This is a genomic window from Jiella mangrovi (genome assembly GCF_017815135.1).
In the GTDB taxonomy this organism is placed as follows: Bacteria; Pseudomonadota; Alphaproteobacteria; order Rhizobiales; family Rhizobiaceae; genus Jiella; species Jiella mangrovi.
The window spans coordinates 237,310-263,224 of sequence record NZ_JAGJCF010000006.1; the positions used below are offsets into that span (position 1 = coordinate 237,310).

Sequence of the window (25,915 nt, forward strand, 5' to 3'; positions counted from 1 at the left end):
TCAAATGGTCTTCCATCGTCAAACTGAACGCTTGAATCGTGGTTTCTGGGCCATCGTCGTCACCGTCGCCGTGGTCGCGTTGCTCAGTCTGGTCACGGCCTGCGAGTTATTCGAGCTGCACCGCTCCGTCAGCTCCGTGCTCTGGGTGCAGTTGGCGGCGAGCCTTGCGGCCCTTGTCGGCCTCTTTCAGATGCGAAAGTCCCTCCGGCAGCTCCTGGCGGAGCTGAAAGACGCCCATCGCCGGCAGGCCAGCGTCTACCGCCGGGACGCCGTGACCGGGGCGCTGAACCGGGCGGCCTTCATCGCCGAATGCGAAAGGGCGATGCATAATCGCAAGGAGGGCTCCGGCTACTTCCTGCAGATCGATCTCGACTATCTGAAACGCATCAACGACAGCATGGGCCATGCCAAGGGCGATGCCGCGCTCCGGCACGCCGCCGACATTGCCCATGCCATGGCTCCGGGGACGGTGTTCGGCCGCCTCGGCGGTGACGAATTCGCTCTGCTCGTTGCCAAACGACCCTATGACGAGGCCCTGGGCTTCGCCAACCGATATCTGGCACAGCTCGCCATGACGTTCTGGCACGAAGGTCAGCCGATGAACCTCTCCGCCTCGATCGGCGTCGCGCCGATCGAGTGCGATATCAGCGGCTTCGACGAACTGATGCACCATGCGGACCTGGCGCTCTACGAGAGCAAGCGCAAAGGTCGGGGTCAGGCGACGCTGTTCACCCAATCGATGCTGAGCGATCTTCGCCATGCCCGGCTGATCGAGCGGGAACTGCGGGCGGCGATCCTGCTGGACGAACTGGAACTCGCCTATCAGCCGCTGTTCCGGGCGGACGGAGCGCTGCATGCCTGCGAAGCGCTGGTGCGTTGGCGCCATCCCCTGCGCGGCCTCGTGCCCCCTTCGGACTTCGTGCCGGTTGCCGAACGCTCGGTCATGATCGATCTGCTCGGCGAATGGGTTTTGCGGCGCGCCTGCCGGGACATGCTCGATTTCCCGGGGCTGATCTTCGGCGTGAATTTCGCGCCGAGCCAGTTCAAGCGGGACAGTGTCGTCTCGATGGTCGAGACCGTTCTCGGCGAGACCGGGGCCGACCCGTCGCGGCTGGTGATCGAGATCACCGAAAGCATGGCGATGAGCGACCGGGAGGACGTGCGCCAGCGGCTGGAGGCGTTGCGCCGGCTCGGAGTGAAGATCGCCCTCGACGACTTCGGCGCCGGCTTCAGCGGATTTGCCTATCTGCAGAGCTTCCCGGTCGACACGATCAAGATCGACCGGGCTTTCGTTTCGAAGCTCGGCACGAGCCACGCGTCGGATGTGATGGTGACGGCGCTCGTCAACGTCGCCCACGCCTACCGTGTGAACGTGGTGGCAGAAGGTATCGAGACAGAGGAGCAGCACACCCTGGCCAAGCTGGCGGGTGCCGAACTCTTTCAGGGCTACCTTCTTGATCGGCCAATGGGAATCGCAGCCTTGAAGGAACGCTATGCGGTCCGCACGCAGTCGAGTGGGCCGAAGGAACTTGCGTCTTCCGGGGCTGCCTCTCATTCAGGACCCGGCTGTCGCGCGCACAGCGCCTAGCGCGCCATTCGTTCGAATGGACACCACCGTCCACGACATTCTTGTCTAACCGCGCATATCGAGTGTCAGACACTCCGAGATTAGGCGTCCGCCTTTATCGCGTTCGTCATGCTCGGGCCCCGTCCCGAGCATCCAGTGCGCCGGCTAAGCTTCTGTAGTTACAAACGTTTCTGGATTCTCGGGACGGGGCCCGAGAATGACGAATTGTCGAATGGTGCGCCTTCTCGATCAAGTCGTGGCCGGCCCTCGAGGATCGTGTCGTCCACACTGAATGGACGCACAAAGGATGCTCTAACCTTTTGATCTGCAGCGCTGAGAGCCGACGAACCGGAGGGCGAGCCGAGAGAGCAGGGAAGCTCGGTTCGCGCTTGGTCGATCTCAGCTCTTGCGATAGGAGACGAAGCGCGCGGCTTCGACCAGGTTCGCCGCACGGTCTCCAAACGGCTCGAGCATCTCCTCCGCGCCGGTGACGAGCGCGGCCAGACGATCCTCCAGGGCTCGCTTTCCGTAGATCTGGGCGAGGGTCTGCTTGCCCTGCTCGCGGTCCTTGCCGGTCGCCTTGCCGACGACGGCCGGATCGCCCTTTTCATCCAGCAGATCGTCGGCGAGCTGAAAGGCGATGCCGACATTTTCGCCGTAGCGGCGCATCCGCATGCGGTCGTCGTCGCTCGCGCCCGAGACGAGAGCGCCCGCCTCGCAGGCAAAGGAGATCAGCGCGCCGGTCTTCATCGCCTGCATGCGGGTGATCTCGATTTCCGAGCGCGGCTTGCCGTTCGACTGCATGTCGAGGACCTGGCCGCCGACCATGCCCGGCGCGCCCGCCTTCTTCGCCATCAGCGCGATGAGTTTGATTCGCACGGCCTCGGGGATCGTATCGACGGCCGCGACGATGCCGAAGGCAAGGGTCAACAGCGCGTCGCCGGCAAGAATCGCGGTGGCCTCGTCGAAGGCCTTGTGCACCGTCGGCTTGCCGCGTCTGAGGTCATCATTGTCCATCGCAGGGAGGTCGTCATGGACGAGGGAATAGGAATGAATGCACTCGGTGGCGAGCGCGACCTGCATGGCCGCCTTGGAATCGCCGCCGAGAAGTTTCGCCACTTCGCACAGGAGGAACGGGCGCAGGCGCTTGCCGCCGTTGAGCACGCCGTGGCGCATGGCGTTGAGCAGATGATGCGGGGTTCCCGCGACCAACTGATGAGATGACAGCACGTCGTCAAGATGTTCGCCGACAGCGGATGCGTTTGCCTTGAGTAATGCTTCGAATTCGCCGGATTTCATCTCTATCGTCTCTTCTTGATGTGAGTGACTTATAGTCACCATTGAACGCTTTTTCCGACATCCTCTCAGGAGCCATTGCGCCAGGTTTGTAGCACCGATAAGTAAAGGGAGCCCTTCCTCCGGTCTCTCCCATCGACATTGCCGAAGCCGCTGATTTTCAAATGCTTAAAGTCGCAAAGCGCATAGCTGCCTGGATCGCCGTCGTCGTCCTGATCCTGGTCGCGATACCGCTGGTTTTGACGCCGATCTATGCCATTCGCGGGGTCCATCCGGTTTCGACGCTGATGCTGTTCGACGAGATCACCGTCAGGCCGGTCCTGCGTGACTGGGTCCCGATCGACGACGTGGCGCCGGTTCTTCTCCATTCGATCATCATGTCCGAAGACGGCCAGTTCTGCCGCCATCACGGCGTCGACTGGGGCGAGCTCCTCTCGGTCGTCGATCTGGCGCTCGACGGGGAGGAGACCCGCGGCGCCTCGACGATCACCATGCAAACGGTCAAGAACCTCTTTCTCTGGAACGACCGGTCCTTCGTCCGCAAGGCGATCGAACTGCCGCTGGCGCTGTATTTCGACTTCGTCCTGCCGAAGCGGCGGATCATGGAGATCTACGTCAACATCGCCGAATGGGATACGGGCGTCTACGGCATCGAGGCGGCGAGCCAGCATTATTTCGGCAAGCCCGCTTCGAAGCTGACGGCGCGCGAGGCGGCGCTGATCACCGTTTCGCTGCCGGCTCCGGACGTTCGCAATCCCGCAGCTCCCAGCGCCACCATGCGCAAGCTGGCGCGCCGGGTGGAGCGCCTCGCCGCGCGCTCCGGCGCCTATGTCGCCTGTGTCGACGACAAGTGAGCGAGGAGCGGGCTCGAGGGCCGGTCTGACGGCCGGCAGAGCCCGGTCGACTGATCGCGCCGTCTGACCGGCTCTTTTCTTTTGCGCCAGACTTTGTTATGGCCTGCCCCGAATTCCCGTCATGCCGGTGTTCCTGCCGCGGCCGCTTCGGTCCGGAAGACCATCGTGCGACGCGAATGTCGACCGGCCCGGTGGCAAGACGCCCCGGATCGCCGGACGCCTTTAAAATTGAGACGAACGAGACGCGACCGGCCCTTCGCTTTGCGCGAACCGGCGCCGGAAATGGAGCAGACCATGGCCGTACCCAAACGGAAGACGACCCCGTCGAAGCGCGGCATGCGCCGCTCGGCCGACGCCCTCAAGGCGCCGACCTACATCGAGGACAAGAACTCCGGCGAACTGCGCCGCCCGCACCACATCGACCTGAAGACGGGCATGTATCGCGGCAAGCAGATCCTCGCCGTCAAGGACTGACGTCCGGTTCGCCGGCATCAGCCAATTTGATCGATCAAGCCGGGTTCGCCCGGCTTTTTCTTTGGCTGGAGGCGAGGCGCCGTGCCCGGCAGCGCTGTCGTGCCGCGCAAGAGCGGCCCGGGATATCGGGCGAAACGATTCGGCGGATCGATCGACCCCTCGCATAGCCGCTCGAAAAAGCTCTCCGGCGTCTTCTTGCGGCCGGTACGCCGGGGCAGCATTCCATCGACGTCCGACGAGACTGAGCGCTGCGCCTCGTTGGACGTCAGGACTGGGCTCGCCGGCAGTCAGGCGCCTGTCACGCCGCGATGTGCTGAAAGACTTCGAAACCCTCGAATTCGGGATGGCCGAGAAAGAGCTTGGGGCTGCCACCGCCTGCCCGGCGATGGGACGCGCCGAACGCCTCCGACCGTGTCCACGCCTCGAAGGCGTCGCGATCGCGCCACACGGTGTGGGACGCATATAGAATATGCTCGCCGTGATGGTGGCCCTTCAGCATGTGGAATTCGACGAAGCCAGGCATGTCCTTGAGGAAGGATTGCCGTGTCCTCCAGCTTTCCTCGAAGGCCTCGGCCATGTCGGGAGCGACCTTGAAGCGGTTCATGGCGATGTACATCGTGCAGGTATCCTTCTGAGTGGGCGCGCCCTCGGCGCGAGCCCTGTGAGATCGTGATGTCGTTGGTTGATGGCCTGTGCCGGCGACCGGTCCGCCGGGTTGGCGGCTCCCGGTCGAGCACAAGGCGAAAGCCTTCGCCGGCGACGGCCGCCCTTTCGCAAGGCGCAAACGGGCCTTCGGGAGAGACCCGTCCGTGAAGGACGATGGAGCCGGCGGCGGATCAGAACTGATAGGTCAGCGTCGCCCGGAAGCTGCGTCCGGCCTCGGTGTAGAACTGCTTGGCCTGGGTGGCGCTGTCGGGGATGTCGAGAGCGTCGTAATAGGTCTCGTCGAAGACGTTGTAGAGCCCGGCCTGCACCTTGACGCCCTCCAGCTGCTCGGGCTTCCACCAGGCGGTCAGGTCGAGCAGCGTGTAGCTCGGCGTCTTGGAGATGTCGTTTTCGGCCTCAGTGCGGGCCGCCGCGACGGTGAGGATCGCATCGGCGCCCCAGATGCCGTTGCCATAGCCGAGATTGGCGATGGCCTTTGCCGCCGGGATGGAGTTGAGATGTTCGCCGGTCTCCCGGTCGCGCCCGACATAGCCGGCAAGCGACAGGGCGCTGTGCCAGGTCTCGGTCATCTGCCACTTCGCGGCCGCGTCGATGCCGTAGATCTCGACGCTCTCGCGGTTGAAGTAGCTGGTGATGCCGAACGGATAGGTGCCGGCCGGGATCCCGACGTCTGCGGCGTCCACCGACTGCGTGTCGATGAAATTCTTGTAGCGATTGTAGAAGGCCGAGACCTGCCAGTCGAAGCTCCGGTGGCTCGCCTTGATGCCGAGTTCGAAGCCGTTGCTGGTCTCGGCCTCGAGATCGGGATTGCCGAGGCTGAGATAGGTGCCGGGCCCGCCATAGCTCAGATAGAGTTCGGTCGCCGTCGGCGCGCGAAACCCTTGCGCCCATTGGGCATAGATCAGCGCATTGGAGGTGACGTCGAACTCGGCTCTCAGCTTGGGTGAAAACGCGCTGTCGCTGGAGGCGTCCGGCAGACCGTCATAGGTGGCGTTGTCGAGGAAGGCGTCGGTTTCCTGAGGGTTCTGCTCGTAATAGTCGAAGCGAAGGCCGGGCGTCAGGCGGAAGCGATCGGTCACCGAGATCTGATCCTCCACGAAGAGGCCGACATTCATGCCGTGCACCTCGGGCATGTCCGCCTGATTGGTGTGCAGGAAATTGCAGGTGAAGAAATAGGCGTAGGAATAGGGACCTTCGGGACAGTTGTCCTCGCCGCTCGAAAGCTGGCTGGTGCGATTGCCCGAAATCTGGCTGCCGACGCTGATCTTGTGGGTCAGGCCGCCGAGATCGAGGTGCTTCATCACGCTGCCGTTGAAGCCGAAGGTGGTGTCCTCGATGTCGCTGAGCCGGGAATAGTCTCCGACCGGGGTCGACTGGCGCGTGGCCCAGAAATCGTCCGACAGCTCCTGACGCTGCCAGTAGACCACGAGGTCGGCGGCATCGAGCCAGGCGCCTGCCCCCGCGCCGAGCTCGTAGCTCGCCGAAATCCGCTTGCGCTTCTCGACCTCCTGTCTTGCTGCCGAGCCGGGCTCGTAAGTCGTCGTCGATGCTGTCCTGTCGTCGATGTCCTCGTCGCGGTCGTAGATCTCGCCGGTGAGGCCGAAGACCTGATCGACGCCGACATGCTGGCGCAGCTTTACCAGAAGATTCTTCTGGTCGTAGTCGAGGGGTTCCGGCTCGGTCCGATCGGACCCGTAGCCGCCGACATCGCCCTTGTTGTCGGTCTCGTGGCCCTTTCGGAAGCCGCCTTGGAGCAGCATGTAGGTGTCGCCGTAGCGGGCCGCGAGCGCCTGATCGATGCCGAAGCTCTGGTCCTTGCTGTCGAATGTCAGGCGCGACAACCCGCCGAAGCTCTTGTCGCCGGCAAGAAGGTCCTCCGGGTTCAGCGTGCGCAAAGCGACGATGCCGCCGAGCGCGCCGGCGCCGAAGATGCTGGAATCGCTGCCCTTGACGATGTCGATGGCCGAAAGGCTGTCGAAATCGACTGTGGCGCTGCCGCCGGTGACCCCTCTCGCACCATCGTCGAGCCACGATAGCGGGATGCCGTCGACGGTCGTCAGCACCCGGTTGTCCTGGAGGCCGCGAACGGAAAAGCTGCCGCTGGAACGGCTGTAGCCGACGCCGGGATCGAGGCGGCCGATGTCGTCGGGGTCGAAGATCTGGGCGGCGTCGAGCTGTTGCCGGGTGATGCGCTCGGTCAGGACCGTCTCTGCCCGGGTCGCGGTCTGGGCATCGGAATTCTGACCAGCGCTCTCCGACCCGATGAAGACGGGCTGGAGCAGAATGGACTGGTCCCCGTTCGCGGTGGCCTCCTGGGCCGAAGCTGCAAAAGACAGAACGAGTGAAATGACGAAACCGGATGCGGCGCCGGCGAGCTGTCGCGAATGGCGAGCCATGAAAACCCCCTGATTGGAAATGGCGGGGACCTGGCTGGCGCCGCGTCGTCGCGGTCTGGCTGGCTACTGTCCTGAGCGGGCGGCCAACCCCCTCGGTTCATGCCGCCGCCATTGACGTCCATAATTATTATGATAATCAGAGTCAACTTATATCGCATTGATATCGCTGGAGGTTTGGAGGGTTTCTAAAGTGAATGCCGATCGTCGCCAGTCTGGTGAGAGCGATGCCGAAGGGTCTTGTTCTCCGTCGGGCGAAGGGCGTCCCGTGTTTTTGGCGAAGGAGCTGTTCGGCGAACGCAAGGAACTCGAAATCCATCTCGGCACGACGGTCTACCGCCTGCGCCTGACGAAGGCGGGCAAGCTCATCCTCACCAAGTGAAGCGCGTAACCATGACTTCCCCTATCCTCATGCCGGCCAGCTTCCGGCCCCTCGCCGCCCTGTGCCTCGCGATCTCATTCGGCGTCTTCGCCGTGCCTCTCGCGAAGGCTCAGGAGAAGGAGGCGAGCCGTATCGTCGCGATCGGCGGCGCGATCACCGAAACACTCTATGCGCTTGGCGTTCAGGACCGCATCGTCGCCGTCGATACCACCGCGGTCTATCCGCCCGAGGCAAAGCGGAAGCCGAATGTCGGCTACATGCGCGCCCTTTCCGCCGAAGGCGTGCTGGCCCAGTCGCCGGATCTCGTCTTGATGGAGGAGGGCGCCGGGCCGCCTCCGGCGATCGCGCTTCTGAAGGCGTCGGGCATTGCGATCACCACCATTCCCGATGGTCACGGGCAGAAGGCGATCGGTGACAAGATCGAGAAGATCGGCGGCGCGGTCGGCAAGGCTGAGGAAGGGCGGGCCCTGGCCGGAGCGCTCGAAAGAGATCTCGCCGGTCTTCAGAAGGAACTTGTTGCTATCGACCGCCACAAGCGCGTTCTGTTCATCCTGTCGCTCGTCGATGGCCGACCGATGGCGGCGGGAACGCAAACGGCGGCCGACACGATGATGCGGCTTGCCGGCGGCGTGAATGTCCTGTCCGCCGTTCAGGGCTACAAGACGCTCAATGCCGAAGCGGCGACTGCGCTCGCCCCCGACGTCGTCGTCATGATCACCGGCGCCGGGCCGAACCACGCCATGTCGGATCCGCTTGCGATCCCGGCCCTCAAGGCGACGCCGGCCGGCCGCAACGGCGCGCTGATCACGATGGATGCCGCCTACCTTCTGGGCTTCGGGCCGCGAACGGCCGATGCGGCGCGCGATTTGGCTGCGAAGCTTTATCCGGGCGAGATCGCGCCGTCCCGATGAGTGCGGTTCGTGGCAGCGTTTCGACGATGGGGCAAAAGCGCGATCGATGGCGGTCCCGGGCCGCCGCGATCACGCTTCTTGCCGTCGCCTTGCTGGTCGTTGCGATCCTCGCGATCGGGATCGGGCCGATGGCATTGCCGCCGATGCGTGTCCTCAAGATCCTTCTTGGCGGGCCCGACGGCCGGTCATTTCCCATCGGCGAGGTGGTGATCGTCTGGCAGATCCGTCTGCCGCGCGTCGTCATGGCCATGATGGTCGGTGCGATGCTGGCTCTTGGCGGCGCCGTCATGCAGGGACTGTTCCGCAACCCGCTCGCCGATCCCACCATTCTCGGCGTTTCGAGCGGTGCGGCTCTCGGCGCGGTGTCGATGATCGTTCTGGGCAGCGGGGCGCTCGGGCCGGTCGCCCTGGTCCTTGGCGGTTACGCCCTGCCGATCGCCGCCTTTGCCGGTGCTTTGACGGTGACCCTCGTTTTGTATGCCATCTCGACGCAAGCCGGATCGACCTCGGTTGCGACGATGCTGCTCGCCGGTGTCGCCCTCGCGGCCTTCGCCGCCGCGATCATGGGGTATCTCGTCTTTCTCAGTGACGACACCCAGCTTCGCGACATCACCTTCTGGAGCCTTGGAGGTCTCGGCGGGGTGACCTGGGACAAGGTCGTCGTCAGCTGTCCGGTCATGCTCGTCGTCGCCGCCTCGGCCATCGTCATGGCCCGGGGCCTCGACGCCCTCGTGCTCGGCGAGGCCGAGGCGTTCCACATGGGGCTGAGGGTCGAAAGGTTGAAAAAGCAGGCGATCCTCCTCGTGGCGATCGCGACCGGCCTTGCCGTCGCCGTTGCGGGCATCATCGGCTTCGTCGGCATCGTCGTGCCGCATCTCCTGCGTCTGGCGGTCGGCGCCGATCATCGCTTTCTCTTGCCGGCGTCCTGTCTGGGGGGCGCGCTTCTGATCGTGTCCGCCGACATCGGCGCGCGCATGCTGGTTTCCCCGGCCGAACTGCCCATCGGCATCATCACGGCGGCGATCGGCGCGCCGTTCTTCCTCTGGCTTTTGATGCGGCGACGCAGCTTCGTGGGATTTTGAGAAGCCATGGTGCTTGCGGTCGAAGAGATCGAGATCGTCGCGGCCGGACGGCGCATTCTCGGCCCGGTTTCGCTCGAGCTTGGCGCCGGCAGCCTGACCACCATTGTCGGGCCGAACGGCGCCGGCAAGTCGACGCTCGTCAGGGCGATGAGCGGCGAACTTCGCCCGGCCCGCGGCCGGGTGCGCCTTCACGGCCGGGACATCGCCGGGCTTGCCCCCGCGCAGCTCGCCACCCGCCGGGCGGTTCTGCCGCAGGCGAGCACGATCGCCTTTCCGTTCACCGTAAACGAGGTCGTCGCGCTCGCCCTCGGCCAGCGGTTCGATCTCGACGCCGCTGTGCGCCAAAGGCGCGTTGGCAAAGCCCTGGCCGCCGTCGATCTTTCGGGTTTCGGCGACAGGCTCTACCAGCGCCTGTCCGGCGGCGAGCAGCAGCGGGTGCAGCTGGCCCGCGTCCTATGCCAGAGCGGCGAACCGGTCGAAGACGCAGAAGCCAAACTTCTCATTCTCGACGAACCGACGTCGAGCCTCGACATCCGTCATCAGGTCGGCGTCCTGACGATCGCCCGGCGCTTCGTCGAAGCCGGAGGCGTCGTCGTCGCCGTTCTCCACGATCTCAATCTAGCGGCCGCATTTTCAGATCGCATGATCGTGCTGGAAGCCGGTACCATTGCGGCAGACGACGCACCCGGACCCCTGCTTGCAAGCGGTGTCCTGTCGAAGGTCTTCGGCATCGACATGACGATCCTGCACCCCGGCGGCTGGAGCCGCCCGGCCATCCTTCCCGATTTCTCCGATCACGGCGACACGCCGCGCAAGTCCCGTCATCTTCCGTCGGAAGCATGATCGCGAGCGTGACCCACTGCGTGAAGCCCCTGCGACTCGCAAGCAGGTAAGCAACGCTGGTGCTGACGCATCGCAGCCGTCTAGCTAGGCGCTGGCGACGACGATCGCCTGCCCGAACACAGAAAATTCGATGGAAATGGTGCCCCAAGCCGGACTCGAACCAGCGACCTACGCATTACGAATGCGTTGCTCTACCAACTGAGCTATTGGGGCACGCGGCGAAGGGGAGGCATGTGCCAACCATCGACGCGGCCCTGATACCGGCAAAAGGTCGGTGGTTCAAGGGCAAATCGGTGGCCGGGGCAATGTCGGGTCAGGCTGGGGAAAGCCCGCCTGCGGGTTCTGATGAGGGATTGCGGGGGAGGGAGCGGGCGCAAGGCGCTGGCGGGGTTGCCCGTTCGGGGCCGGCCCGGGGCGTTTTCGTCAAGCGGGTTCTTGTTTTGATCGTGCGGCCGCGCGATCTTTCGTCTCGATGACCGACCACTTCCCTGCCGTCCCCAAGACACTGCCGCTGTTTGCCGAGGCCCCGCAAACCCTTGTCCGGGTGATCGACACCGAAACGGCGGGCCATCGACTGGAGGAGGACGCGGTGATCGAGATCGGATCGGTCGATCTTGATCTTGCGACCGGCGACATTGCAAATCCGATGCAGAGCTTCTGTGATCCCGGCGGGGTCACGATCAACCCGCAGGCCCGCAAGGTTCATCGCATCTCCGACGCCATGCTCGCCGGTGCGCCGTCCTTCATGGAAGCGGCGGCGCGGTTTCGTTCCGCGCCGGTCTTTGCCGCCCAGCGCGCCGAGTTCGACCGCTCGCGGCTGCGGTTTTCCGGCCGCTGGCTTTGCACGCACAAACTCGCGCTCAGGGCCTTTCCAAACCTCAGGGCCCATGGCCTGCAAAGTCTCGTCAAATATGTGCCGCTGGATCTTTCACCGGTCGAGCCGCTTCTGGCGGGGCTGGCGCCGCATCGCGCGCTCTACGACGCGGTCGCAACGGCCGTCCTTTTGCGGGCGATTGCGGGCGTCCTGATGCCGCGCTGCCACGACCTTGCCGATTTTCTCGACCGGGCCGAGCGCGCCTCGAGCGAACCGGCGCTGTTGGCGAAGCTGCGTTTCGGCCGCCACAAGGGCGTGCCGATCGAGCAGGTGCCGGACGACTATCTCGACTGGCTGACGAAAGAGCCGGGCATGGACGCCGATGCGGTCTTCACCGCCAAGCACCATCTGAAGACACGGAAGATCCGCGGCGCAAGGCCCCTTCCTGCAAGAACGTGAGCGGCGCCCGCCGATCTCCACGCTGTGGACATGATTGGCCGCCACGTTTGAGGCCATGAAAGCTGCTCTCTTGCCTGTGGCCCTCCTCCTGTTCCTCTCTGCGGGCGCTGCCAAGGCGTCGCCCAAGGTCCTCGGCCCATGGGTCGCCGACGACGGAACGCAGATCAGGATCGCGCGGTGCGCCGCCGGATTGTGCGCGACGATCGCCAGCGGGCGTTTCAAGGGCGAAAACGTTGCCGCGGTTTCCGGCGCGCCGCCGGAATTCAAGGGCCGCGTCCGCGACCCGCGCAACGACACGTCCTATGACGGTGCCCTGCGGCTGAACGGCGCGCGGCTGGAGTTGCGCGGCTGTCTCGCCAAGGTCTTCTGTCGCACGGTGCAGAGCTGGCGCCGGCCTTGAAGCCGGACAGTAAGCGTTGCGGCGGCGATCCATGAATGAAGCGCGGCGACAGGCGGCGGCAGGATCGGGCATCGTCCTGCTTGCCGTCGTCGCCGGCCGCTGCATCTTCACCGGCGATGAAGCCCTTTGCCGATCTCCTCGACGCTCTCGTCCTCCAGCCGTCGCGCAACGGCAAGCTGAAGCTTCTCGTCGAGCATTTTCGCAGCCAGCCCGATCCCGAAAGGGGGCTGGCACTTGCCGCGATCACCGGCGATCTCGACATCAGAAGCGTCAAGCCGGCGATGCTGCGCGAGCTCGTGACCGCCCGTATGGACGACGTCCTCTTCCGCTACTCATACGACTATGTCGGCGATCTCGCCGAGACGATTGCGCTGGTATGGCCGGAGGGCGGCGGGGAGGTTGGAGATTGGCAGAGGGCGGCGTCGCACCCCCCTCTGCCTGCCGGCATCTCCCCCACAAGGGGGGAGATCGAAACGACAGAGACGTTCCAGCCGCCTGATCTTTCCCCTGATGGGGGAGATACCCCTCCGACGAAGGCTCAGGAGGGCAGAGGGGGGCAAGCGGGCGGTGCGCAGGCCGGCATCGCCGCTCCCTCACTCGCCGAAATCGTTTCAAGGCTCAACGCGGCAACCCGTCAGGAAGGTCCGAAGCTCGTCGAAGCCTGGCTCGACCGGCTGGACGCTTCCGGCCGCTACGCCCTCCTGAAACTCGTCACGGGTGGCCTCAGGATCGGCGTCTCGGCGCGGCTCGCCAAGCAGGCGCTGGCGGATTTCGGCTCAAAGGACGTCGCCGAGATCGAGGAACTCTGGCATGGCCTGACACCGCCATACGAGACCTTGTTCGCGTGGCTCGAGGGCCGCGCCGACAAGCCGGTCTCGGCGGCGTTGGCGCCATTCCGGCCGGTGATGCTGTCGCAGCCGCTGGAGGCGCCTGATCACGGGCTGATCGACCCGCAGAGCTACGCGGCCGAATGGAAATGGGACGGTATTCGCGTCCAGGCGAGCGCCGAGGGCGGAACGGCAAGGCTTTATTCGCGGACCGGCGACGACATTTCCGGCGCCTTCCCGGACCTTGTCGACTTCATGACCTTCGAGGGTACGCTCGACGGCGAGCTTCTCGTCGCCGCGACGGGCGAGGGGGGCGGGACCCCCAAGCTGGACCATCCCGACACACGGCCCGACGACATCGTGGCCGCGAGCTTCTCCGACCTGCAGCAGCGGCTGAACCGCAAGACCGTGTCGGCTGCGATGCTGAAGAAATATCCGGTCTTCCTGCGTTGCTACGATCTTCTGATCGACGGCGGCGAGGATCTTCGAGCGCTGCCCTTTGCCGAACGGCGCGAGCGGCTGACGGCCTTCCTCGGCAAGCTCGAACCCACCCGCTTCGATCTCTCGCCGCTGGTTGCCTTCACCGATTTCGAACAGCTGGCAAAACTCCGCGCCGCCCCACCCCACCCGGTGATCGAGGGGCTGATGCTGAAGCGCTGGGACTCCGCCTATGTCCCCGGCAGGCCGAAGGGCCCGTGGTTCAAATGGAAGAAGGACCCGCATCTCGTCGATGCCGTCCTGATGTATGCCCAGCGCGGCCACGGCAAGCGTTCGAGCTACTATTCCGACTACACCTTCGGCGTCTGGTCGGGCGCAGACGACGCGCCGGAACTCGTGCCCGTCGGCAAGGCCTATTTCGGCTTCACCGACGAGGAGCTGAAGCAGCTCGACAAATACATTCGCGACAACACGGTGGAGCGTTTCGGGCCGGTGCGCTCGGTTCGCGCCGAGCCCGATCATGGCCTCGTCATCGAGGTCGCCTTCGAGGGCCTCGCGCGCTCCAATCGTCACAAATCCGGTGTCGCCATGCGCTTTCCACGCGTCTCACGCCTGCGATGGGACAAGCCGGCGCGAGAGGCCGACCGGATCGAGACGCTGCAGGCGGTGCTGGAGACATGACGACAGCGCTGTCCAGGGCGCAACCTCGACGCCGCGAAGCCGGCGGGCGCTACGTGGAGCTTGCATAGCGCCGGCCCGCCGCCTACCTGCTGTGGCGAAGGACGACGATCGATCCAGGGGAACACCGCCGCAAATGTCCGAGCGCATTCATCATTTTCTCGGAGGCTCGCCGATCGGCGTCGCCGTCCGGCTGATCCTGATCTCGATCCTCGTCGGCTTCCTGCTCTCCTGGCTGAACCTCAATCCCCACGACCTGATCGACTGGGTCGTGCGCACCTTCGAATGGGCCTGGCGCTCGCTGTTCGGCTCGGCCGAGCGGGCGGTCTATTATTTCCTCCTCGGCGCGGCGATCGTCGTGCCGGTCTTCATCATTTCGCGGCTGTTGAAGATCGGGCGGCGGTAAACGGTACTATCCTCTCAGGAAGCGTTGGTGCAGCTGTACCCCCCTCTGCCTGCCGGCATCTCCCCCACAAGGGGGGAGAACAGACCTGCATGAGCGTGGCCGCACGCATGACGCCGCGTGGACCTGCAAAAACGTTGAAGCATCTGGCGACGGCGCTCCCGCCTTTGCTCTCCCCCTTGTGGGGGAGATGCCGGCAGGCAGAGGGGGTAATTGGCGCGGAAGCCTAACAATAACGCTCCCTGCTCCCGCTCAACGCAAACGCTCCGCCCTTCACCCCGCAGCGCGCTTCAAAATCCGCACCGGCACGGACTTCGCCGCCGGCACATGCGCCCGGCGCGAATGGTGCCAGAGCGGGATCAGCGCGTTCAGCTCGGGATAGTAGCCCGCGCAGTTGCCCTTCGGGATCTGCCATTCGTGGACGCGGTAGTCCTCGACCCGCCGGGTCACGCCGTCATCGGCATGGGTTTCGATGTCCACCCGGTCCTGATCGGTCAGACCGAGGCGGCGCATGTCCTCGGCGTTCATGAGGATCACCATTCGGGTGCCTTTGACGCCGCGCAGCCGGTCGTCATAGCCGTAGACGGTGGTGTTGAACTGGTCGTTGGAGCGAACGGTGATCAGCTTCAACACGTCCTTCGAGGTGGTGTCGATGTCCGGATCGACGTCGAAGCTCTCGGGGGTCAGGAAATTCGCCTTCTTCGTGTCGGTGCGCCATTCGCGCCGTGCCGCGCCGATGTCGCGGCGAAAGCCGCCCGGTGTCCCGAGGCGCTCGTTGAAATCCCTGAAATCCGTCGGATAGGCTCTTTCGATTGCCGATCGCACACGGCCGTAATCGGCGGTCCACTCGTCCCACGGCACCGTCGATTTGCCCGGCACCGTCGCCTTGGCGAGCTCGGCGATGATCTTCGGCTCGGAGAGGAGTTCGCGCGAGGCCGGCTCCGTATGCCCGATCGAGGCATGGATGCAGGCGGTGGAATCCTCGACCGAGACCACCTGCTCGGTGCCGTGCTGGGCGTCGCGCTCCAGCCGGCCGAGGCATGGCAGGATGTAGGTCTTCTCGCAGGCGAGCAGGTGATTGCGGTTGAGCTTGGTCGAGATCTGGACGTTGAGGCGCATCTTGCGCCATGCCTCCTCGACCCGCTCGGTCTCCGGCACGGCCCGTGAGAAATTGCCGCCGAGGCAGACGAAGCCTTTGACCGATCCGTCGATGATGCCCTCGCAGGCCTCGATCGTATCGAGGCCCTTTTCCTTCGGAACGGTGAAGCCGTAGAACTCCTCGAACTTTTCGTGCGGGATGAGTTCGAGCTTTTCGGTGATGCCGACGGTGCGCTGGCCCTGCACGTTGGAATGGCCGCGGATCGGCGAGATGCCGGCCCCCTCCTTGCCCATCATGCCGCGCATGAGAAGAAGATTCACCAGCATCTGGACGTTTTCGATGCCGTGCCGGTGCTGCGTGAGGCCCATGCCGTAATTGGCGATGACCCTTTCGGCCTTGGAATAGACCCGCGCGACATGCTCCAGCTCGTCGCGGGGGATGCCGGAGCATTGGGCGATCAGATCCCAGTCGGAGCCGCGCACGAAAGCCTCGAAGTCTTCGAAACCATGGCAATGCTCGGCGATGAAGCCGACGTCGAGAACCCGCTTGCCGCCGACCTCTTTGGCCGCATCGTCGAGGGCGAATACGGCCTTGGCGATGCCGGTCATCGCTGCGATGTCACCGCCGACGCGAACCTGGTAATAGTCGCTCGACATCTTCGTTCCCTCGTCGGGAGAGATCATCTCGAGCGGGTTCTGCGGACTTTTGAAGCGCATCAGCCCGCGCTCCTCGAGCGGGTTGAAGGTGATCACCGGCGCGCCGCGCTTGCGCGCCTTCTGCACCCAGTGCAGCAGACGGGGCGCATTCGTTCCGGTGTTGTGTCCGAAGAAGAACATCATGTCGGTGGCGTCGAAATCGTCGAGCACCACCGTGCCGACCGGCGAGCCGATCGATTCTGGCAGGCCGACGGATGTCGATTCGTGGCACATGTTGGAACTGTCGGGCAGATTGTTGGAGCCGTAGATGCGCGAGAAGAGCTGCCACATATGCGAGGCTTCGAGGGACGCCCTGCCGGAGACGTAGAAGACCACCGATTTCGGATCGAGCGCGTTCAGCTCCTCGCCGATCTCGCGAAACGCGTCTTCCCACTTGATCGGAACATACTGATCGAGGCTGGCGTCGTATTTCATTGGGGTTGTGAGGCGACCCTGTTTCTCAAGGTCGTGATCGGTCCATTGAAGGAGTTCGGAGACGCGGTGCTTGGCGAAGAAGGCCCGGTCACAGCGCTTCGGGGTGATCTCCCACATCGTCGCTTTGGCGCCGTTCTCGCAATATTCGAAGGGCTTGGGGTCGGCGGGCTTCGCCCAGGAGCAGGAGACGCACTGATAGCCGTCCGGCTTGTTCTGACGCTGCATCGTCGCCCAGACGGTGGACGCCAGAAGTCCCTCCTGAGCGGACTTGTCGACGAGCGACTTGACCGAGCCCCAGCCGCCGGTCGGCTCCTCATAGGGCTCGATGGTCGGCTTGTCGGTGTTTTCTGAGCGATCCATGGTTGCCCCTCGCAATCTGCCCGCCGGTCAAAACCGAGGCGAGAATTTCATTAGCTCCAATGTTCCAAACTCACGGGCATCGCTGGGGTTGCAGCAAAGGCGATGCGCAGGCCCGATTTCTCAGAACCGCCTGACGCGAGGGCCGTGCTGAGGAGCAAAGAGACGACGGTCTTTATCAAGTCAGCGATGTACGACGAGACGCGTTCGCGGGCTAAGAAAGGGCATCAAAAGCCGCATGGCAGACGGCTCGATGGCCACGCAGCCCTCGGTCGGCGGAAAGCCCGGGCGGGCGATGTGGAAGAAGATCGCGCTGCCGCGCCCGCGGCCGCGCCGACTGTAGTTCCAGTCGAGCACCACGACCACATCGTAGAGCCGGTCCGTGCGCGCCAGACTTTCCGCGCTCGCGCGAAAAGGCAGGCGCACGTGACGATTGTAGGAGGCATGCGTCGGTTCGTCGCACCACCCGTCTTTGCCGGGCTGCACTTCACGGGTGCAGAGCCGGCTTGCCGGACGGCTCTTGCGGCCGGAGCCGGTTCGGGTTCGATACCACGCCTTAACGAGGCGCATTTCGGCGACGGGCGTTGCGCCATCGCCTTCGCGTTTGAAGACCGTGGTGCCAGAGCGTCCGAGTGCGCAGGCGATGCGAAACGGGCCGGCGGCGAGGATGCCACGTCTTAGATCACCGGGTTTGCGCCGGACGGTGATGCGACGGATCGTGCCGTTCAAGGCGAAATGCCCCTTGCGCCTTCTGCAACAGTGTTGTCCTAGCGATGAAATCCCTATGTTACAATCAATCCGCCGGGAATTTGCGGCGGGGACACCCGCAACTTTGAATTTGAAACGCAGAACTGCGGTGAGGGATGAGCGCTAGAAGCATACTGATCGTCGATGACGACGACGACCTGAGAGAGACCCTGGCCGAGCAGCTTTCCCTGCACGAGGAATTCAACGTCCTGCAGGAAGACACCGCGGCAAAGGGCGTGGCTACGGCGAGAGGGGGTCTGATCGATCTCGTCGTCATGGATGTCGGCCTTCCGGACATGGATGGGCGGGAGGCGGTGAAGGTCCTGCGCAAGAGCGGGTTCAAGGCGCCGATCATCATTTTGACGGCGCAGGACGCCGATTCCGACACGATTCTCGGCCTCGAGGCCGGGGCGAACGACTATGTCACCAAGCCGTTCCGCTTCGCGGTGCTGCTGGCCCGCATCCGGGCGCAGCTGCGCCAGCACGAGCAGAGCGAGGACGCGACCTTCCAGGTCGGCCCCTATGTCTTCAAGCCGAGCCAGAAGGTGCTGATCGACGAGAAGGGGGCGAAGATCCGGCTGACCGAGAAGGAAACCGCGATCATTCGCTATCTCTACCGCGCCGACCGCAAGGTGATTACCCGCGACGTTCTGCTCGAGGAGGTCTGGGGCTACAATTCCGGCGTCACCACGCACACGCTGGAAACCCATGTCTACCGCCTGCGCCAGAAGATCGAGCCCGATCCCTCCAATGCGCGTCTCCTCGTGACGGAAGCCGGCGGCTACAAGCTGATGCCCTGAGGCAACAACGGGCGAGCCGATCGCCCGTTGTCGAGGCGAGTTCGTCGCTGCGACGCGAGTGGGGCGCCCGGGCGCCGCGACGACATCCACGCTTTCGCCGCGCGGCAAGATTGTCGGCGCGAAAAGACAAAGCTTGCTTCCCCATTCACGATTCCTCTACCAAGTCCGTTCACGATAAGGTGGCCGTTCGGTTGCTGTCGCGGCCGCTGGCGAGCGCTTCGTTGCCGCCTTGATGGTTAACGGGGCGAGCGCGTTGCTGGCCACGAGACAAGACGCTGCGCCCCGGGGCCGGAGAAGATCGGTACGCCTGAACCATGAGCCTCGAGAGCGACATCGCGGTCCTGCGGAAGGTCAGACTGTTCGACGGGCTTCAGACCGACCAGCTTCGGCTGCTGGCATTCGGTGCAGAGCACCGGCGGCTGAAAGCCGGTGAGTTCGTCTTTCGCGAGAATGCCCGGGCCGATGCCGGTTTCGTGATCGCCAGCGGAAACGTGACGCTGACACGCGGGCGCGGCGAGGCGGAGAAGATCGTGTCACGGCACGGGCCGGGTGCGCTTCTCGGCGAACTCTGCCTGATCGCCGAAACCACCCGCCCGACCAGCGCCAGGACGGAGACCGATTGCGATCTCATCCGTGTGTCGCGCCCGCTGTTTCGCCGGATGCTGGAGGAATATCCGGATTTCGCGGTGATGCTGCACGCGCGCATCCGCGATGAGCTGGAAACCATGCTCGCCGACATCGAGCGGCTGGAAGACCGGTTCGGCTGACGCTCAGCCGCCGTGCTCCTTCTCGAGCGCAGCGGCGAGATTCTTCGGTTCGTAGTCCATCGTGCCCGAATTCCGTCCGTCGTCGCCGACGATGACGCGGACGTTCTTGCCGAAGCGCTGTCTGGCGCTTTCATGGATTGTTTCGTTGATCGAATCGATCGGATCTTCCGGGTAGGCGGTCTCGTAGAAGGCGGTGTGAAACTCAGCGCCGAGGATCTTTCGAATGGTCGGCGTGATGCGGTCCTTGAAGCCGAAGGACACCCGCGACTCGTGCTGTGGCGCCTCGACCGGTCTGAGATCTTCGCGGCGGGGAAGCAGGCTGTCGTCCAGATCGAGCCCGCAGGCCCTGGCCTTTTCGGCCATCCAGTGAAGCGGAATGTCTGCGAGCTCACGGTTGCCATAGCCGCCGCCGACGTCGGAGTGGGCGCCGGCGAACCAGACCTGCTCGATCGTCGCACCGGCGGGGATGTCACCCGTCCACAGGGTCGGGACGAATTCGTCCCGATGCTCGTCGATGGCGATGGCGTGATAGGCGTGTCTCGCCAGCCGGGACGGTGTCGTATCGTGGAATGCGAACTCTTTTTCGAGCAGCGGCAGGTCGATGGTCGAGGTTGGAATGCCGAGGGAGCCGACCGTGTCCCAGACGCCGAGGAACCTGATCTCCGGATCGTGGTGACAGTCGCTGCCGCTCGCCTCGCAGAAGCTCTTCGACGTCTTGTCGCCGCCCTCTTCGCGATAATAGTCCCACGCGGCCTTGATGTCGCCGAGACGCTGGCGTTTCAGGAGGCCGGAGGTCGAAAGAAAGCCGGCCAGCGAACGGGCCGAGAAGGCGCCGCGCGAAAAGCCGAACAGAAAGATCTCGTCGGCCGGGATAAGATCGCCGTTTCCATCAGGGCGTTCCGGCAGATAGTTCTGGGCGAGAAACTGGTAGGCCGAGCGAATGTTGTCGTCGACGCCATTGCCGGTCGCGCCGTCGATGATCCGCTGCAGGCGATAGCCGGTCGAACCGACACCGCGCAGATAGAGCGTGATCTGGGGGATGTCGCCGCTGTCGCCCTTGACGGCCCGGGCGATCCTTTCGACGTTGGTCGCGTTGTCGCCGCTGGTATCGGCGTTGTTCCAGGTGCCGTCGAAACAGACGACGAGACGCTTTTGTCCGCGCATGCCAATCCTCCCTGGGGTCAGTCGCCAAGGTGGCGAAAGCTTACCATAGGGAAGTTTGAGGGCAACTGCAATCTAGGGCTGTGGAATTCTCAGGCGGCAAACCGCGCGATCACCGGAACGTGGTCGGACGGCTTTTCCCAGCCGCGTACTTCCGAGAGGATTTCGACCTTCGAAAGCGCCGGCGCCATGTCGGCCGAGCCCCAGATGTGATCCAGCCGGCGGCCGCGGTTCGACGCGGCCCAGTCCTTCGCCCGGTAGCTCCACCAGGTGAACAGCACCTCCTCCGGCGGAAAGTGCACCCGCATGAGGTCGGTCCAGTTGCCCTCGCTCTGGGCGGTGAGAAGCCCTTCGGTCTCGATGGGCGTGTGCGAGACGATCTTCAGGAGCTGCTTGTGGGACCAGACGTCGGTTTCCAGCGGCGCGATGTTGAGATCGCCGCAAAGGAGCGCCGAAACGCCTGCCTCGCCATTGGCATCGGTGCGGCGCAGCTCATCGATGAAGTCGAGCTTGTGGCGGAATTTCGGATTGATCTCGGGATCCGGCTCGTCGCCGCCGGCGGGAACATAGAGATTGTGGATGCGGATCTTCTTGCCGGCGACGTCGATGCGCGTCGACAGGTGCCTCGCGTCGCCGACGGCGCAGAAATCCTGCCGGACGACGTCCTCGAACGGCAGCTTCGAGATCGTCGCGACGCCGTGATAGCCCTTCTGGCCATGGATCGCGACATGCTCGTAGCCGAGCGCTTTGAATGCCTTTTCCGGAAATTGGTCGTTCGGGCACTTGGTCTCCTGCAGACACAGGACATCCGGCTGGTGCTCGGTGAGGAACCGCTCGACGAGGCCGATCCTGAGGCGCACGGAGTTGATGTTCCAGGTGGCGAGGGAAAAGGACATGGGGCTCTGCGGGTTCGGGCGGGGAGGGCGGACGATCATGCCGGCTTATGACGCCGGGGCACGGCCGGCAAGCGCGGCAAGGCGGCTATCCCCATGCGAGTTCCCCGAGTTCATTTCAGTGGACGGGCGCGGATCACGGCCCACCGGGCATCACTTGCCGAGGTTTTCCGGTACCGTATCTCAGCCCGCAGCGGCGACAATTCCCCACGGCAGACGGATCAATCCCATGTTCGACGGCTTCACGACACGCATCATCCCCGGCGAGGGCGCCGACATCTTCTGCCGCATCGGCGGCGACGGTCCGCCGCTTCTGCTGATCCACGGCTATCCGCAGACGGGGGCGATGTGGGCCCCGATCGCGGAGCGTCTCGCCGAACGGTTTTCCCTCGTGATCCCCGATCTGCGCGGTTATGGACGCTCGTCGGTGCCGCAGAACGACGCGGAGAACCTCGCTTATTCCAAACGCCAGATGGGCCGCGACATGGCGGCGGTGATGAGCGCGCTCGGTCATGAGCGGTTTGCCGTCGCGGGTCACGACCGGGGCGCCCGCGTCGCCTATCGGATGGGCTTCGACATGCCGGAGCGGGTGGCGAGGCTTGCGGTCCTCGACATCGTGCCGGTGGCGGAGGTGTGGGAGCAGATGCATGCCGCAGAAGCGATGAAGATCTACCACTGGCCGTTCCTCGCCCAGCCGCATCCGCTTCCCGAGGCGCTGATCTCGGCCGATCCCGTCTTCTATCTGAAGTACACCATTGCCAGCTGGACCGGCGCGAAGTCGCTGGAGCCGTTTCCGCCCGAATCCTTCGCCGAATATGCCGAGCATTTTTCCAGGCCCGAGCATATTCAGGGCGCCTGCAACGACTACCGCGCCGGGGCGACGATCGACTGGCGGCTGGACCGGGAGGATCGGGAGGCGGGGCGCAAGATCGGCGTGCCGTTGCTGGCACTCTGGGGGTCGGAAGGTATTCCGGCGTCGGGCGAGAGCCCGCTCGACGTCTGGCGGCGCTGGGCCGCCGACGTTGTTGGCAGGCCGATCGAAGCCGGGCATTTCATGGTCGAGGAAGCGCCGGAAGAAACGCTGACGGCGCTCCTCGACTTCTTCGGCAGGTCCTGAGGGCGAAACGCTTCGCCCTCGACGAAGCGCCTCAGCGGCGGTTGCCGGTCTGGCCCTGCTCGATCGCCGTATAGGGGATCTTGAAGGCCGAGTCCTGGATGTTGCCGCCTTCCTTGACGTTGTAAATCATCACCGTCGTCTCCTTGCCCTGCTTGTCGCGGATGGTCCACTGCTTCAGGTCGTAGGTCTTCGGATCGAACATCATGGTGATGCGCGAATTGCCGAAGACCGAGCGGTCGCCCATGACGATGGTGGTGAGATCCTTCTCTTCCTTGACGCTCTGGATATTGGCATTGGACAGGTTGATGCGCCGGTCGAGGAGAAGCTTCATCGGTGTCTGGGACAGGGGATAGGTGTCCCAGGTGTTGAGCTTCTTGTTGTTGATCGCGACGTTCGAGCCATCGGAGATCACCCGAAGCGGCGCGTTGGAATAGTCGAAGCGCACCTTTCCGGGGCGCTCGATGTAGAACTTGCCCTCCGACTGCCGTCCGTTCGAATCGAACTGGACGAAATCGCCGTGCATCGAGGGGATGGAAGCGAAGTGATCGGCGATCTTCTGGGCGGCGGCGCTCGCCTGCGCATAGGCGCCGGACATGGCGGCCGGCAGCAGCATGGCGGCGGCCGCGCCGACGATCACGGCGCGTCGGGCGCCGGTGCGGATGATGTTCATGATTGTGGCCATCTCGATGAGGCTTCCTCTCTCAGGAGCTTCGCCCTTCGGCGTCGCGCCGGTTCGCGCCCGGCGTCGGTTGTCTTTCGCTATCTTATGTCGGGAGCGTTACGTGGGGCTGCAATGGGGCCTAACCATGGCGTGATGGGCGGCCGGATGGCCGCGCCCCGCAGCGTCCTCACCCGAGCTGGCTCAGGGCTGCAAAACCCCGTTCGAGGTCGGCCTTGAGATCGGCGACGTCCTCGAGCCCGACCTGCAGGCGGATGAAGGTGCCGTCCGCCGGCCCCTTGGCGATGGTGCGATCGGACAGGTCCGCCGCGACTGCGAGGCTCTCATGGCCGCCCCAGGAATAGCCGAGGCCGATGATCTCCAGCGCGTCGAGGAAGGCCGCCGCGCGCTCGAAGCCGCCTGACAGGAGGAAGGAGAAGAGCCCCGACGAGCCGGAAAACTGCCGCGCGTAGAGCTCATGATCAAAGAAGGAGGCGAGCGCCGGATGACGAACCTCGGCGACGTCGTCGCGAGCTTCCAGCCATGACGCCAGCTCCAGCGCCGAGGCCTGATGCCGCTCCAGCCGGACGCCCATCGTCTTGAGGCCCCTGAGAACGAGATAGGTGTCGTCCGGCGCCGCGTTGACGCCGATCTGCAGCTGCGTCTCGCGAAGCTGTCCAAAGGTCGCCTCGTTGGCGGAAACCGATCCCATCATCACGTCGGAATGGCCGCCGGGATATTTGGTCAAGGCGTGGATCGAGAGATCGACGCCGTGGTCGAGCGGCCGGAAAAACAGCGGTGTCGCCCAGGTGTTGTCGAGCATGGTGACCGCGCCCCCGGCATGGGCGGCGTCGCAGACGGCCCGAACGTCCATCATCTCGAAGGTGTTGGAGCCGGGCGCCTCCAGGAACACGACCTTGGTGTTCGGTTTCATGAGATCGGCGATGCCGGCCCCCACGTGCGGATCGAAATATTCGACGGTAACGCCCATCCGCTCGAGCGTGCCGTGGGCGAACTGGCGGGTGGGGGAATAGACCGAATCCACGATCAGGCAGTGGTCTCCGGCACCGAGAAAGGCGAGAAGGGGAATCGAGATGGCGGCGAGGCCCGAGGGCACCAGAATCGTGTCGTGCGCCCCCTCCAGTTCGCTCAGCGCGTCTTCCAGCACCTTCGTCGTGGGTGTCCCGCGTAGTCCATAAGTATAAGGAAGCGACTTGCGCTTCTTCATTGCATCGGTCGACTCGAACAGCACGGTCGAAGCGTGGACGACCGGCGGATTGACGAAACCATGCATGGATCGGGGATCGTAAGGGCCGTGCGCCAGCAGTGTATTAGGGCCAGTTTGCCGAGTTTTTGAGCGGTCGGTGGTCAACTGTTTGTCCTTCTGACTATTCCGTCTGCAGCTTCGATGCTTTTGCCAGTCTGTCGTGGGAAAGAAAAACACGACAGCTTGACCTGATTAAAAATTTGTCATGGAATTGCGGCGGTTGGCGGAGGTGCCCGAGAGATCGAGCGGCGCCACCGGTGCTGCGCCGCAATGACAGAGGCGCGGCCAAAGATACAAACGATAACCCAAATGGGAAGGCATCCTGATGAAATCCAAGCTCCTGACCGCCGCGCTCGGCCTGACGATCGCGGGGCTCGCCGGCGGCGCTGCTTCGGCGCAGACGCTCGACACCGTCAAGGAACGCGGCGCGCTCAGATGCGGCGTGAACACTGGCCTGCCGGGCTTTGCATCCCAGAACGACCAGGGCGAATGGCAGGGTCTCGACGTCGATTACTGCAAGGCCGTCGCCGCCGCCGTCTTCGGTGATCCCTCGAAGGTCCAGTACTCGCCGCTGTCGGCCGTTCAGCGCTTCCCGGCGCTGCAGAACAACGAAATCGACATGCTGGCCCGCAACACCACCTGGACGATGGACCGCGACACCACGCTCGGCCTCGCCTTCGCCGGCGTCAACTACTATGACGGCCAGGGCTTCATGGTGAAGAAGGAGCTCGGCGTGAACTCCGCGCTCGAACTGTCCGGCGCGACCGTCTGCGTCCAGTCCGGCACCACCACCGAGCTGAACCTCGCCGACTACTTCCGCACCAACAAGATGGACTACAATCCGGTCGTCATCGAGGCGCAGTCGGACGTGAACTCGGCCTATGATTCCGGCCGCTGCGACGTTCTGACGACGGACGCTTCCGGTCTTGCGGCCTCGCGCCTCGAGCTGAAGAACCCCGACGACAACGTCATCCTGCCCGAGATCATCTCCAAGGAGCCGCTCGGACCCGCCGTGCGCCAGGGCGACGACCAGTGGTTCAATATCGTCAAGTGGACGCATTTCGCTCTCCTCGACGCGGAAGAGCTGGGTGTCACCCAGGCCAATGTCGAGGACATGATGAAGTCCGACAATCCGGAAATCCGCCGTCTCCTCGGGGAGGACAAGGATTTCGGTGCTTCGATCGGCCTGTCCAAGGACTGGGTGGTCAACATCATCAAGGCCGTCGGCAATTACGGCGAGATCTTCGAGCGCAACATCGGCGTCGATACGCCGCTGAAGATCCAGCGCGGCCAGAACGCCCTGTGGACCAAGGGCGGCATCCAGTACGGCATGCCGATCCGCTGATCTGACAATCGTCGGGCGTCCCGTTCGCGGGGCGCCCGATCTGTCTTTCAGGATCACGAAACCGTCAGGCCTTGGGTCGTCTGCGCA

At 64.2% G+C, this 25,915-nt stretch carries 24 protein-coding genes and 1 tRNA gene; 15 read left to right on the plus strand and 10 right to left on the minus strand.

The genetic code is table 11. The features are described from left to right. Positions 1–31 precede the first annotated feature (31 nt). Positions 32–1,588 carry a putative bifunctional diguanylate cyclase/phosphodiesterase gene (locus J6595_RS11635; protein ID WP_209594715.1) on the plus strand — a complete coding sequence of 519 codons (1,557 nt, stop codon included), beginning with the start codon at positions 32–34 and terminating at the stop codon, positions 1,586–1,588. A 378-nt stretch (positions 1,589–1,966) separates the two neighbouring features. On the opposite strand, the gene J6595_RS11640 is transcribed toward J6595_RS11635, so the two are convergent. Beyond that, on the minus strand, positions 1,967–2,866 hold the full coding sequence (locus J6595_RS11640) for a polyprenyl synthetase family protein (protein WP_209594716.1): 900 nt from the start codon (positions 2,864–2,866) through the stop codon (positions 1,967–1,969). A 161-nt stretch (positions 2,867–3,027) separates the two neighbouring features. On the opposite strand from J6595_RS11640, the gene J6595_RS11645 reads away from it, so the two are divergent. Together J6595_RS11645 and rpmF are read left to right on the plus strand one after the other, a co-directional pair. Continuing rightward, a complete protein-coding gene (locus tag J6595_RS11645; RefSeq protein WP_209594717.1) occupies positions 3,028–3,717 on the plus strand; it encodes a biosynthetic peptidoglycan transglycosylase in 690 nt (229 codons plus the stop codon). 294 nt (positions 3,718–4,011) lie between these two features. Beyond that, positions 4,012–4,191, plus strand: coding sequence for a 50S ribosomal protein L32 (rpmF, locus tag J6595_RS11650; RefSeq protein WP_209594718.1), 180 nt, complete (start codon positions 4,012–4,014; stop codon positions 4,189–4,191). Positions 4,192–4,489: 298 nt separating this feature from the next. On the opposite strand, the gene hmuQ is transcribed toward rpmF, so the two are convergent. Further along, positions 4,490–4,807, minus strand: a complete 318-nt coding sequence (gene hmuQ, locus J6595_RS11655) for a heme-degrading protein HmuQ (RefSeq protein ID WP_209594719.1) — start codon at positions 4,805–4,807, stop codon at positions 4,490–4,492. A 220-nt stretch (positions 4,808–5,027) separates the two neighbouring features. Continuing rightward, positions 5,028–7,253, minus strand: a complete 2,226-nt coding sequence (locus J6595_RS11660) for a TonB-dependent hemoglobin/transferrin/lactoferrin family receptor (protein WP_209594720.1) — start codon at positions 7,251–7,253, stop codon at positions 5,028–5,030. A 265-nt stretch (positions 7,254–7,518) separates the two neighbouring features. Between J6595_RS11660 and hemP the strand changes: the two genes are divergently transcribed. The 4 genes from hemP to J6595_RS11680 are packed head-to-tail and all read left to right on the plus strand — an operon-like array spanning position 7,519 to position 10,468. Then, positions 7,519–7,632 carry a hemin uptake protein HemP gene (hemP, locus tag J6595_RS11665; protein ID WP_209594721.1) on the plus strand — a complete coding sequence of 38 codons (114 nt, stop codon included), beginning with the start codon at positions 7,519–7,521 and terminating at the stop codon, positions 7,630–7,632. An 11-nt stretch (positions 7,633–7,643) separates the two neighbouring features. Next, the gene (locus J6595_RS11670; RefSeq protein WP_245198192.1) at positions 7,644–8,543 is read left to right on the plus strand and encodes a heme/hemin ABC transporter substrate-binding protein; all 900 of its coding nucleotides are present in this window, start codon (positions 7,644–7,646) and stop codon (positions 8,541–8,543) included. After that, positions 8,540–9,625: a FecCD family ABC transporter permease gene (locus tag J6595_RS11675; RefSeq protein ID WP_209594722.1), complete on the plus strand. Its 1,086-nt coding sequence runs from the start codon at positions 8,540–8,542 to the stop codon at positions 9,623–9,625. Before J6595_RS11670 ends, J6595_RS11675 begins: the two co-directional genes overlap by 4 nt. A 6-nt stretch (positions 9,626–9,631) precedes the next feature. Next, positions 9,632–10,468, plus strand: coding sequence for a heme ABC transporter ATP-binding protein (locus tag J6595_RS11680; RefSeq protein WP_209594723.1), 837 nt, complete (start codon positions 9,632–9,634; stop codon positions 10,466–10,468). Positions 10,469–10,605: 137 nt separating this feature from the next. Here J6595_RS11680 and J6595_RS11685 read toward each other — a convergent pair. Continuing rightward, positions 10,606–10,681 (minus strand) — tRNA-Thr (locus J6595_RS11685). Between the two features lie 259 nt (positions 10,682–10,940). Here J6595_RS11685 and J6595_RS11690 point away from each other — a divergent pair. The 4 genes from J6595_RS11690 (at position 10,941) to J6595_RS11705 (ending at position 14,490) form a co-directional block, all read left to right on the plus strand. Continuing rightward, entirely contained in the window at positions 10,941–11,741 is an 801-nt protein-coding gene (locus tag J6595_RS11690; RefSeq protein WP_209594724.1) for an exonuclease domain-containing protein, read from the plus strand. 70 nt (positions 11,742–11,811) lie between these two features. Beyond that, the gene (locus tag J6595_RS11695; RefSeq protein ID WP_209594725.1) at positions 11,812–12,141 is read left to right on the plus strand and encodes a DUF2147 domain-containing protein; all 330 of its coding nucleotides are present in this window, start codon (positions 11,812–11,814) and stop codon (positions 12,139–12,141) included. Between the two features lie 116 nt (positions 12,142–12,257). Beyond that, positions 12,258–14,087 carry a cisplatin damage response ATP-dependent DNA ligase gene (locus tag J6595_RS11700; RefSeq protein ID WP_209594726.1) on the plus strand — a complete coding sequence of 610 codons (1,830 nt, stop codon included), beginning with the start codon at positions 12,258–12,260 and terminating at the stop codon, positions 14,085–14,087. A 133-nt stretch (positions 14,088–14,220) separates the two neighbouring features. Then, positions 14,221–14,490, plus strand: coding sequence for a DUF6460 domain-containing protein (locus tag J6595_RS11705; protein ID WP_209594727.1), 270 nt, complete (start codon positions 14,221–14,223; stop codon positions 14,488–14,490). Positions 14,491–14,760: 270 nt separating this feature from the next. Here the strand turns inward: J6595_RS11705 and J6595_RS11710 are convergent, their stop codons facing one another. Continuing rightward, positions 14,761–17,076 carry an FdhF/YdeP family oxidoreductase gene (locus J6595_RS11710; RefSeq protein WP_209594728.1) on the minus strand — a complete coding sequence of 772 codons (2,316 nt, stop codon included), beginning with the start codon at positions 17,074–17,076 and terminating at the stop codon, positions 14,761–14,763. A gap of 180 nt (positions 17,077–17,256) precedes the next feature. Continuing rightward, on the minus strand, positions 17,257–17,802 hold the full coding sequence (locus tag J6595_RS11715; protein WP_209594729.1) for a L,D-transpeptidase family protein: 546 nt from the start codon (positions 17,800–17,802) through the stop codon (positions 17,257–17,259). Between the two features lie 134 nt (positions 17,803–17,936). Here J6595_RS11715 and J6595_RS11720 point away from each other — a divergent pair, with 134 nt between their 5' ends. Further along, positions 17,937–18,620, plus strand: coding sequence for a response regulator transcription factor (locus tag J6595_RS11720; RefSeq protein ID WP_209594730.1), 684 nt, complete (start codon positions 17,937–17,939; stop codon positions 18,618–18,620). A gap of 314 nt (positions 18,621–18,934) precedes the next feature. Continuing rightward, on the plus strand, positions 18,935–19,387 hold the full coding sequence (locus J6595_RS11725) for a cyclic nucleotide-binding domain-containing protein (protein WP_209594731.1): 453 nt from the start codon (positions 18,935–18,937) through the stop codon (positions 19,385–19,387). A 3-nt stretch (positions 19,388–19,390) separates the two neighbouring features. Here J6595_RS11725 and J6595_RS11730 read toward each other — a convergent pair whose 3' ends face one another. Further along, positions 19,391–20,551, minus strand: coding sequence for a DUF2235 domain-containing protein (locus tag J6595_RS11730; protein ID WP_209594732.1), 1,161 nt, complete (start codon positions 20,549–20,551; stop codon positions 19,391–19,393). Between the two features lie 89 nt (positions 20,552–20,640). Continuing rightward, positions 20,641–21,444: an exodeoxyribonuclease III gene (locus J6595_RS11735; protein WP_209594733.1), complete on the minus strand. Its 804-nt coding sequence runs from the start codon at positions 21,442–21,444 to the stop codon at positions 20,641–20,643. Between the two features lie 226 nt (positions 21,445–21,670). Between J6595_RS11735 and J6595_RS11740 the strand changes: the two genes are divergently transcribed. Continuing rightward, entirely contained in the window at positions 21,671–22,558 is an 888-nt protein-coding gene (locus J6595_RS11740) for an alpha/beta fold hydrolase (RefSeq protein ID WP_209594734.1), read from the plus strand. Positions 22,559–22,589: 31 nt separating this feature from the next. On the opposite strand, the gene J6595_RS11745 is transcribed toward J6595_RS11740, so the two are convergent. Then, complete coding sequence (locus J6595_RS11745; RefSeq protein ID WP_209594735.1) at positions 22,590–23,240, minus strand: outer-membrane lipoprotein carrier protein LolA; 651 nt, start codon at positions 23,238–23,240, stop codon at positions 22,590–22,592. 166 nt (positions 23,241–23,406) lie between these two features. Then, the gene (metC, locus tag J6595_RS11750; protein ID WP_425342143.1) at positions 23,407–24,588 is read right to left on the minus strand and encodes a cystathionine beta-lyase; all 1,182 of its coding nucleotides are present in this window, start codon (positions 24,586–24,588) and stop codon (positions 23,407–23,409) included. A 220-nt stretch (positions 24,589–24,808) separates the two neighbouring features. On the opposite strand from metC, the gene J6595_RS11755 reads away from it, so the two are divergent. After that, positions 24,809–25,828 carry an amino acid ABC transporter substrate-binding protein gene (locus J6595_RS11755; RefSeq protein ID WP_209594737.1) on the plus strand — a complete coding sequence of 340 codons (1,020 nt, stop codon included), beginning with the start codon at positions 24,809–24,811 and terminating at the stop codon, positions 25,826–25,828. The last annotated feature ends 87 nt before the right edge of the window (positions 25,829–25,915 follow it).

Bases quoted from the DNA above. Each gene is read 5' to 3' on its own strand.
- J6595_RS11645 (WP_209594717.1), top strand. From the start codon at position 3,028: ATGCTTAAAGTCGCAAAGCGCATAGCTGCCTGGATCGCCGTCGTCGTC.
- rpmF (WP_209594718.1), top strand. From the start codon at position 4,012: ATGGCCGTACCCAAACGGAAGACGACCCCGTCGAAGCGCGGCATGCGC.
- J6595_RS11720 (WP_209594730.1), top strand. From the start codon at position 17,937: ATGAGCGCTAGAAGCATACTGATCGTCGATGACGACGACGACCTGAGA.
- J6595_RS11730 (WP_209594732.1), bottom strand. From the start codon at position 20,551: ATGCGCGGACAAAAGCGTCTCGTCGTCTGTTTCGACGGCACCTGGAAC.
- J6595_RS11640 (WP_209594716.1), bottom strand. From the start codon at position 2,866: ATGAAATCCGGCGAATTCGAAGCATTACTCAAGGCAAACGCATCCGCT.
- J6595_RS11675 (WP_209594722.1), top strand. From the start codon at position 8,540: ATGAGTGCGGTTCGTGGCAGCGTTTCGACGATGGGGCAAAAGCGCGAT.
- J6595_RS11745 (WP_209594735.1), bottom strand. From the start codon at position 23,240: ATGGCCACAATCATGAACATCATCCGCACCGGCGCCCGACGCGCCGTG.
- J6595_RS11705 (WP_209594727.1), top strand. From the start codon at position 14,221: ATGTCCGAGCGCATTCATCATTTTCTCGGAGGCTCGCCGATCGGCGTC.
- J6595_RS11740 (WP_209594734.1), top strand. From the start codon at position 21,671: ATGTTCGACGGCTTCACGACACGCATCATCCCCGGCGAGGGCGCCGAC.
- J6595_RS11690 (WP_209594724.1), top strand. From the start codon at position 10,941: ATGACCGACCACTTCCCTGCCGTCCCCAAGACACTGCCGCTGTTTGCC.
- J6595_RS11710 (WP_209594728.1), bottom strand. From the start codon at position 17,076: ATGGATCGCTCAGAAAACACCGACAAGCCGACCATCGAGCCCTATGAG.
- J6595_RS11700 (WP_209594726.1), top strand. From the start codon at position 12,258: ATGAAGCCCTTTGCCGATCTCCTCGACGCTCTCGTCCTCCAGCCGTCG.
- J6595_RS11735 (WP_209594733.1), bottom strand. From the start codon at position 21,444: ATGTCCTTTTCCCTCGCCACCTGGAACATCAACTCCGTGCGCCTCAGG.
- J6595_RS11755 (WP_209594737.1), top strand. From the start codon at position 24,809: ATGAAATCCAAGCTCCTGACCGCCGCGCTCGGCCTGACGATCGCGGGG.
- J6595_RS11725 (WP_209594731.1), top strand. From the start codon at position 18,935: ATGAGCCTCGAGAGCGACATCGCGGTCCTGCGGAAGGTCAGACTGTTC.
- J6595_RS11670 (WP_245198192.1), top strand. From the start codon at position 7,644: ATGACTTCCCCTATCCTCATGCCGGCCAGCTTCCGGCCCCTCGCCGCC.
- hmuQ (WP_209594719.1), bottom strand. From the start codon at position 4,807: ATGTACATCGCCATGAACCGCTTCAAGGTCGCTCCCGACATGGCCGAG.
- J6595_RS11660 (WP_209594720.1), bottom strand. From the start codon at position 7,253: ATGGCTCGCCATTCGCGACAGCTCGCCGGCGCCGCATCCGGTTTCGTC.
- J6595_RS11680 (WP_209594723.1), top strand. From the start codon at position 9,632: ATGGTGCTTGCGGTCGAAGAGATCGAGATCGTCGCGGCCGGACGGCGC.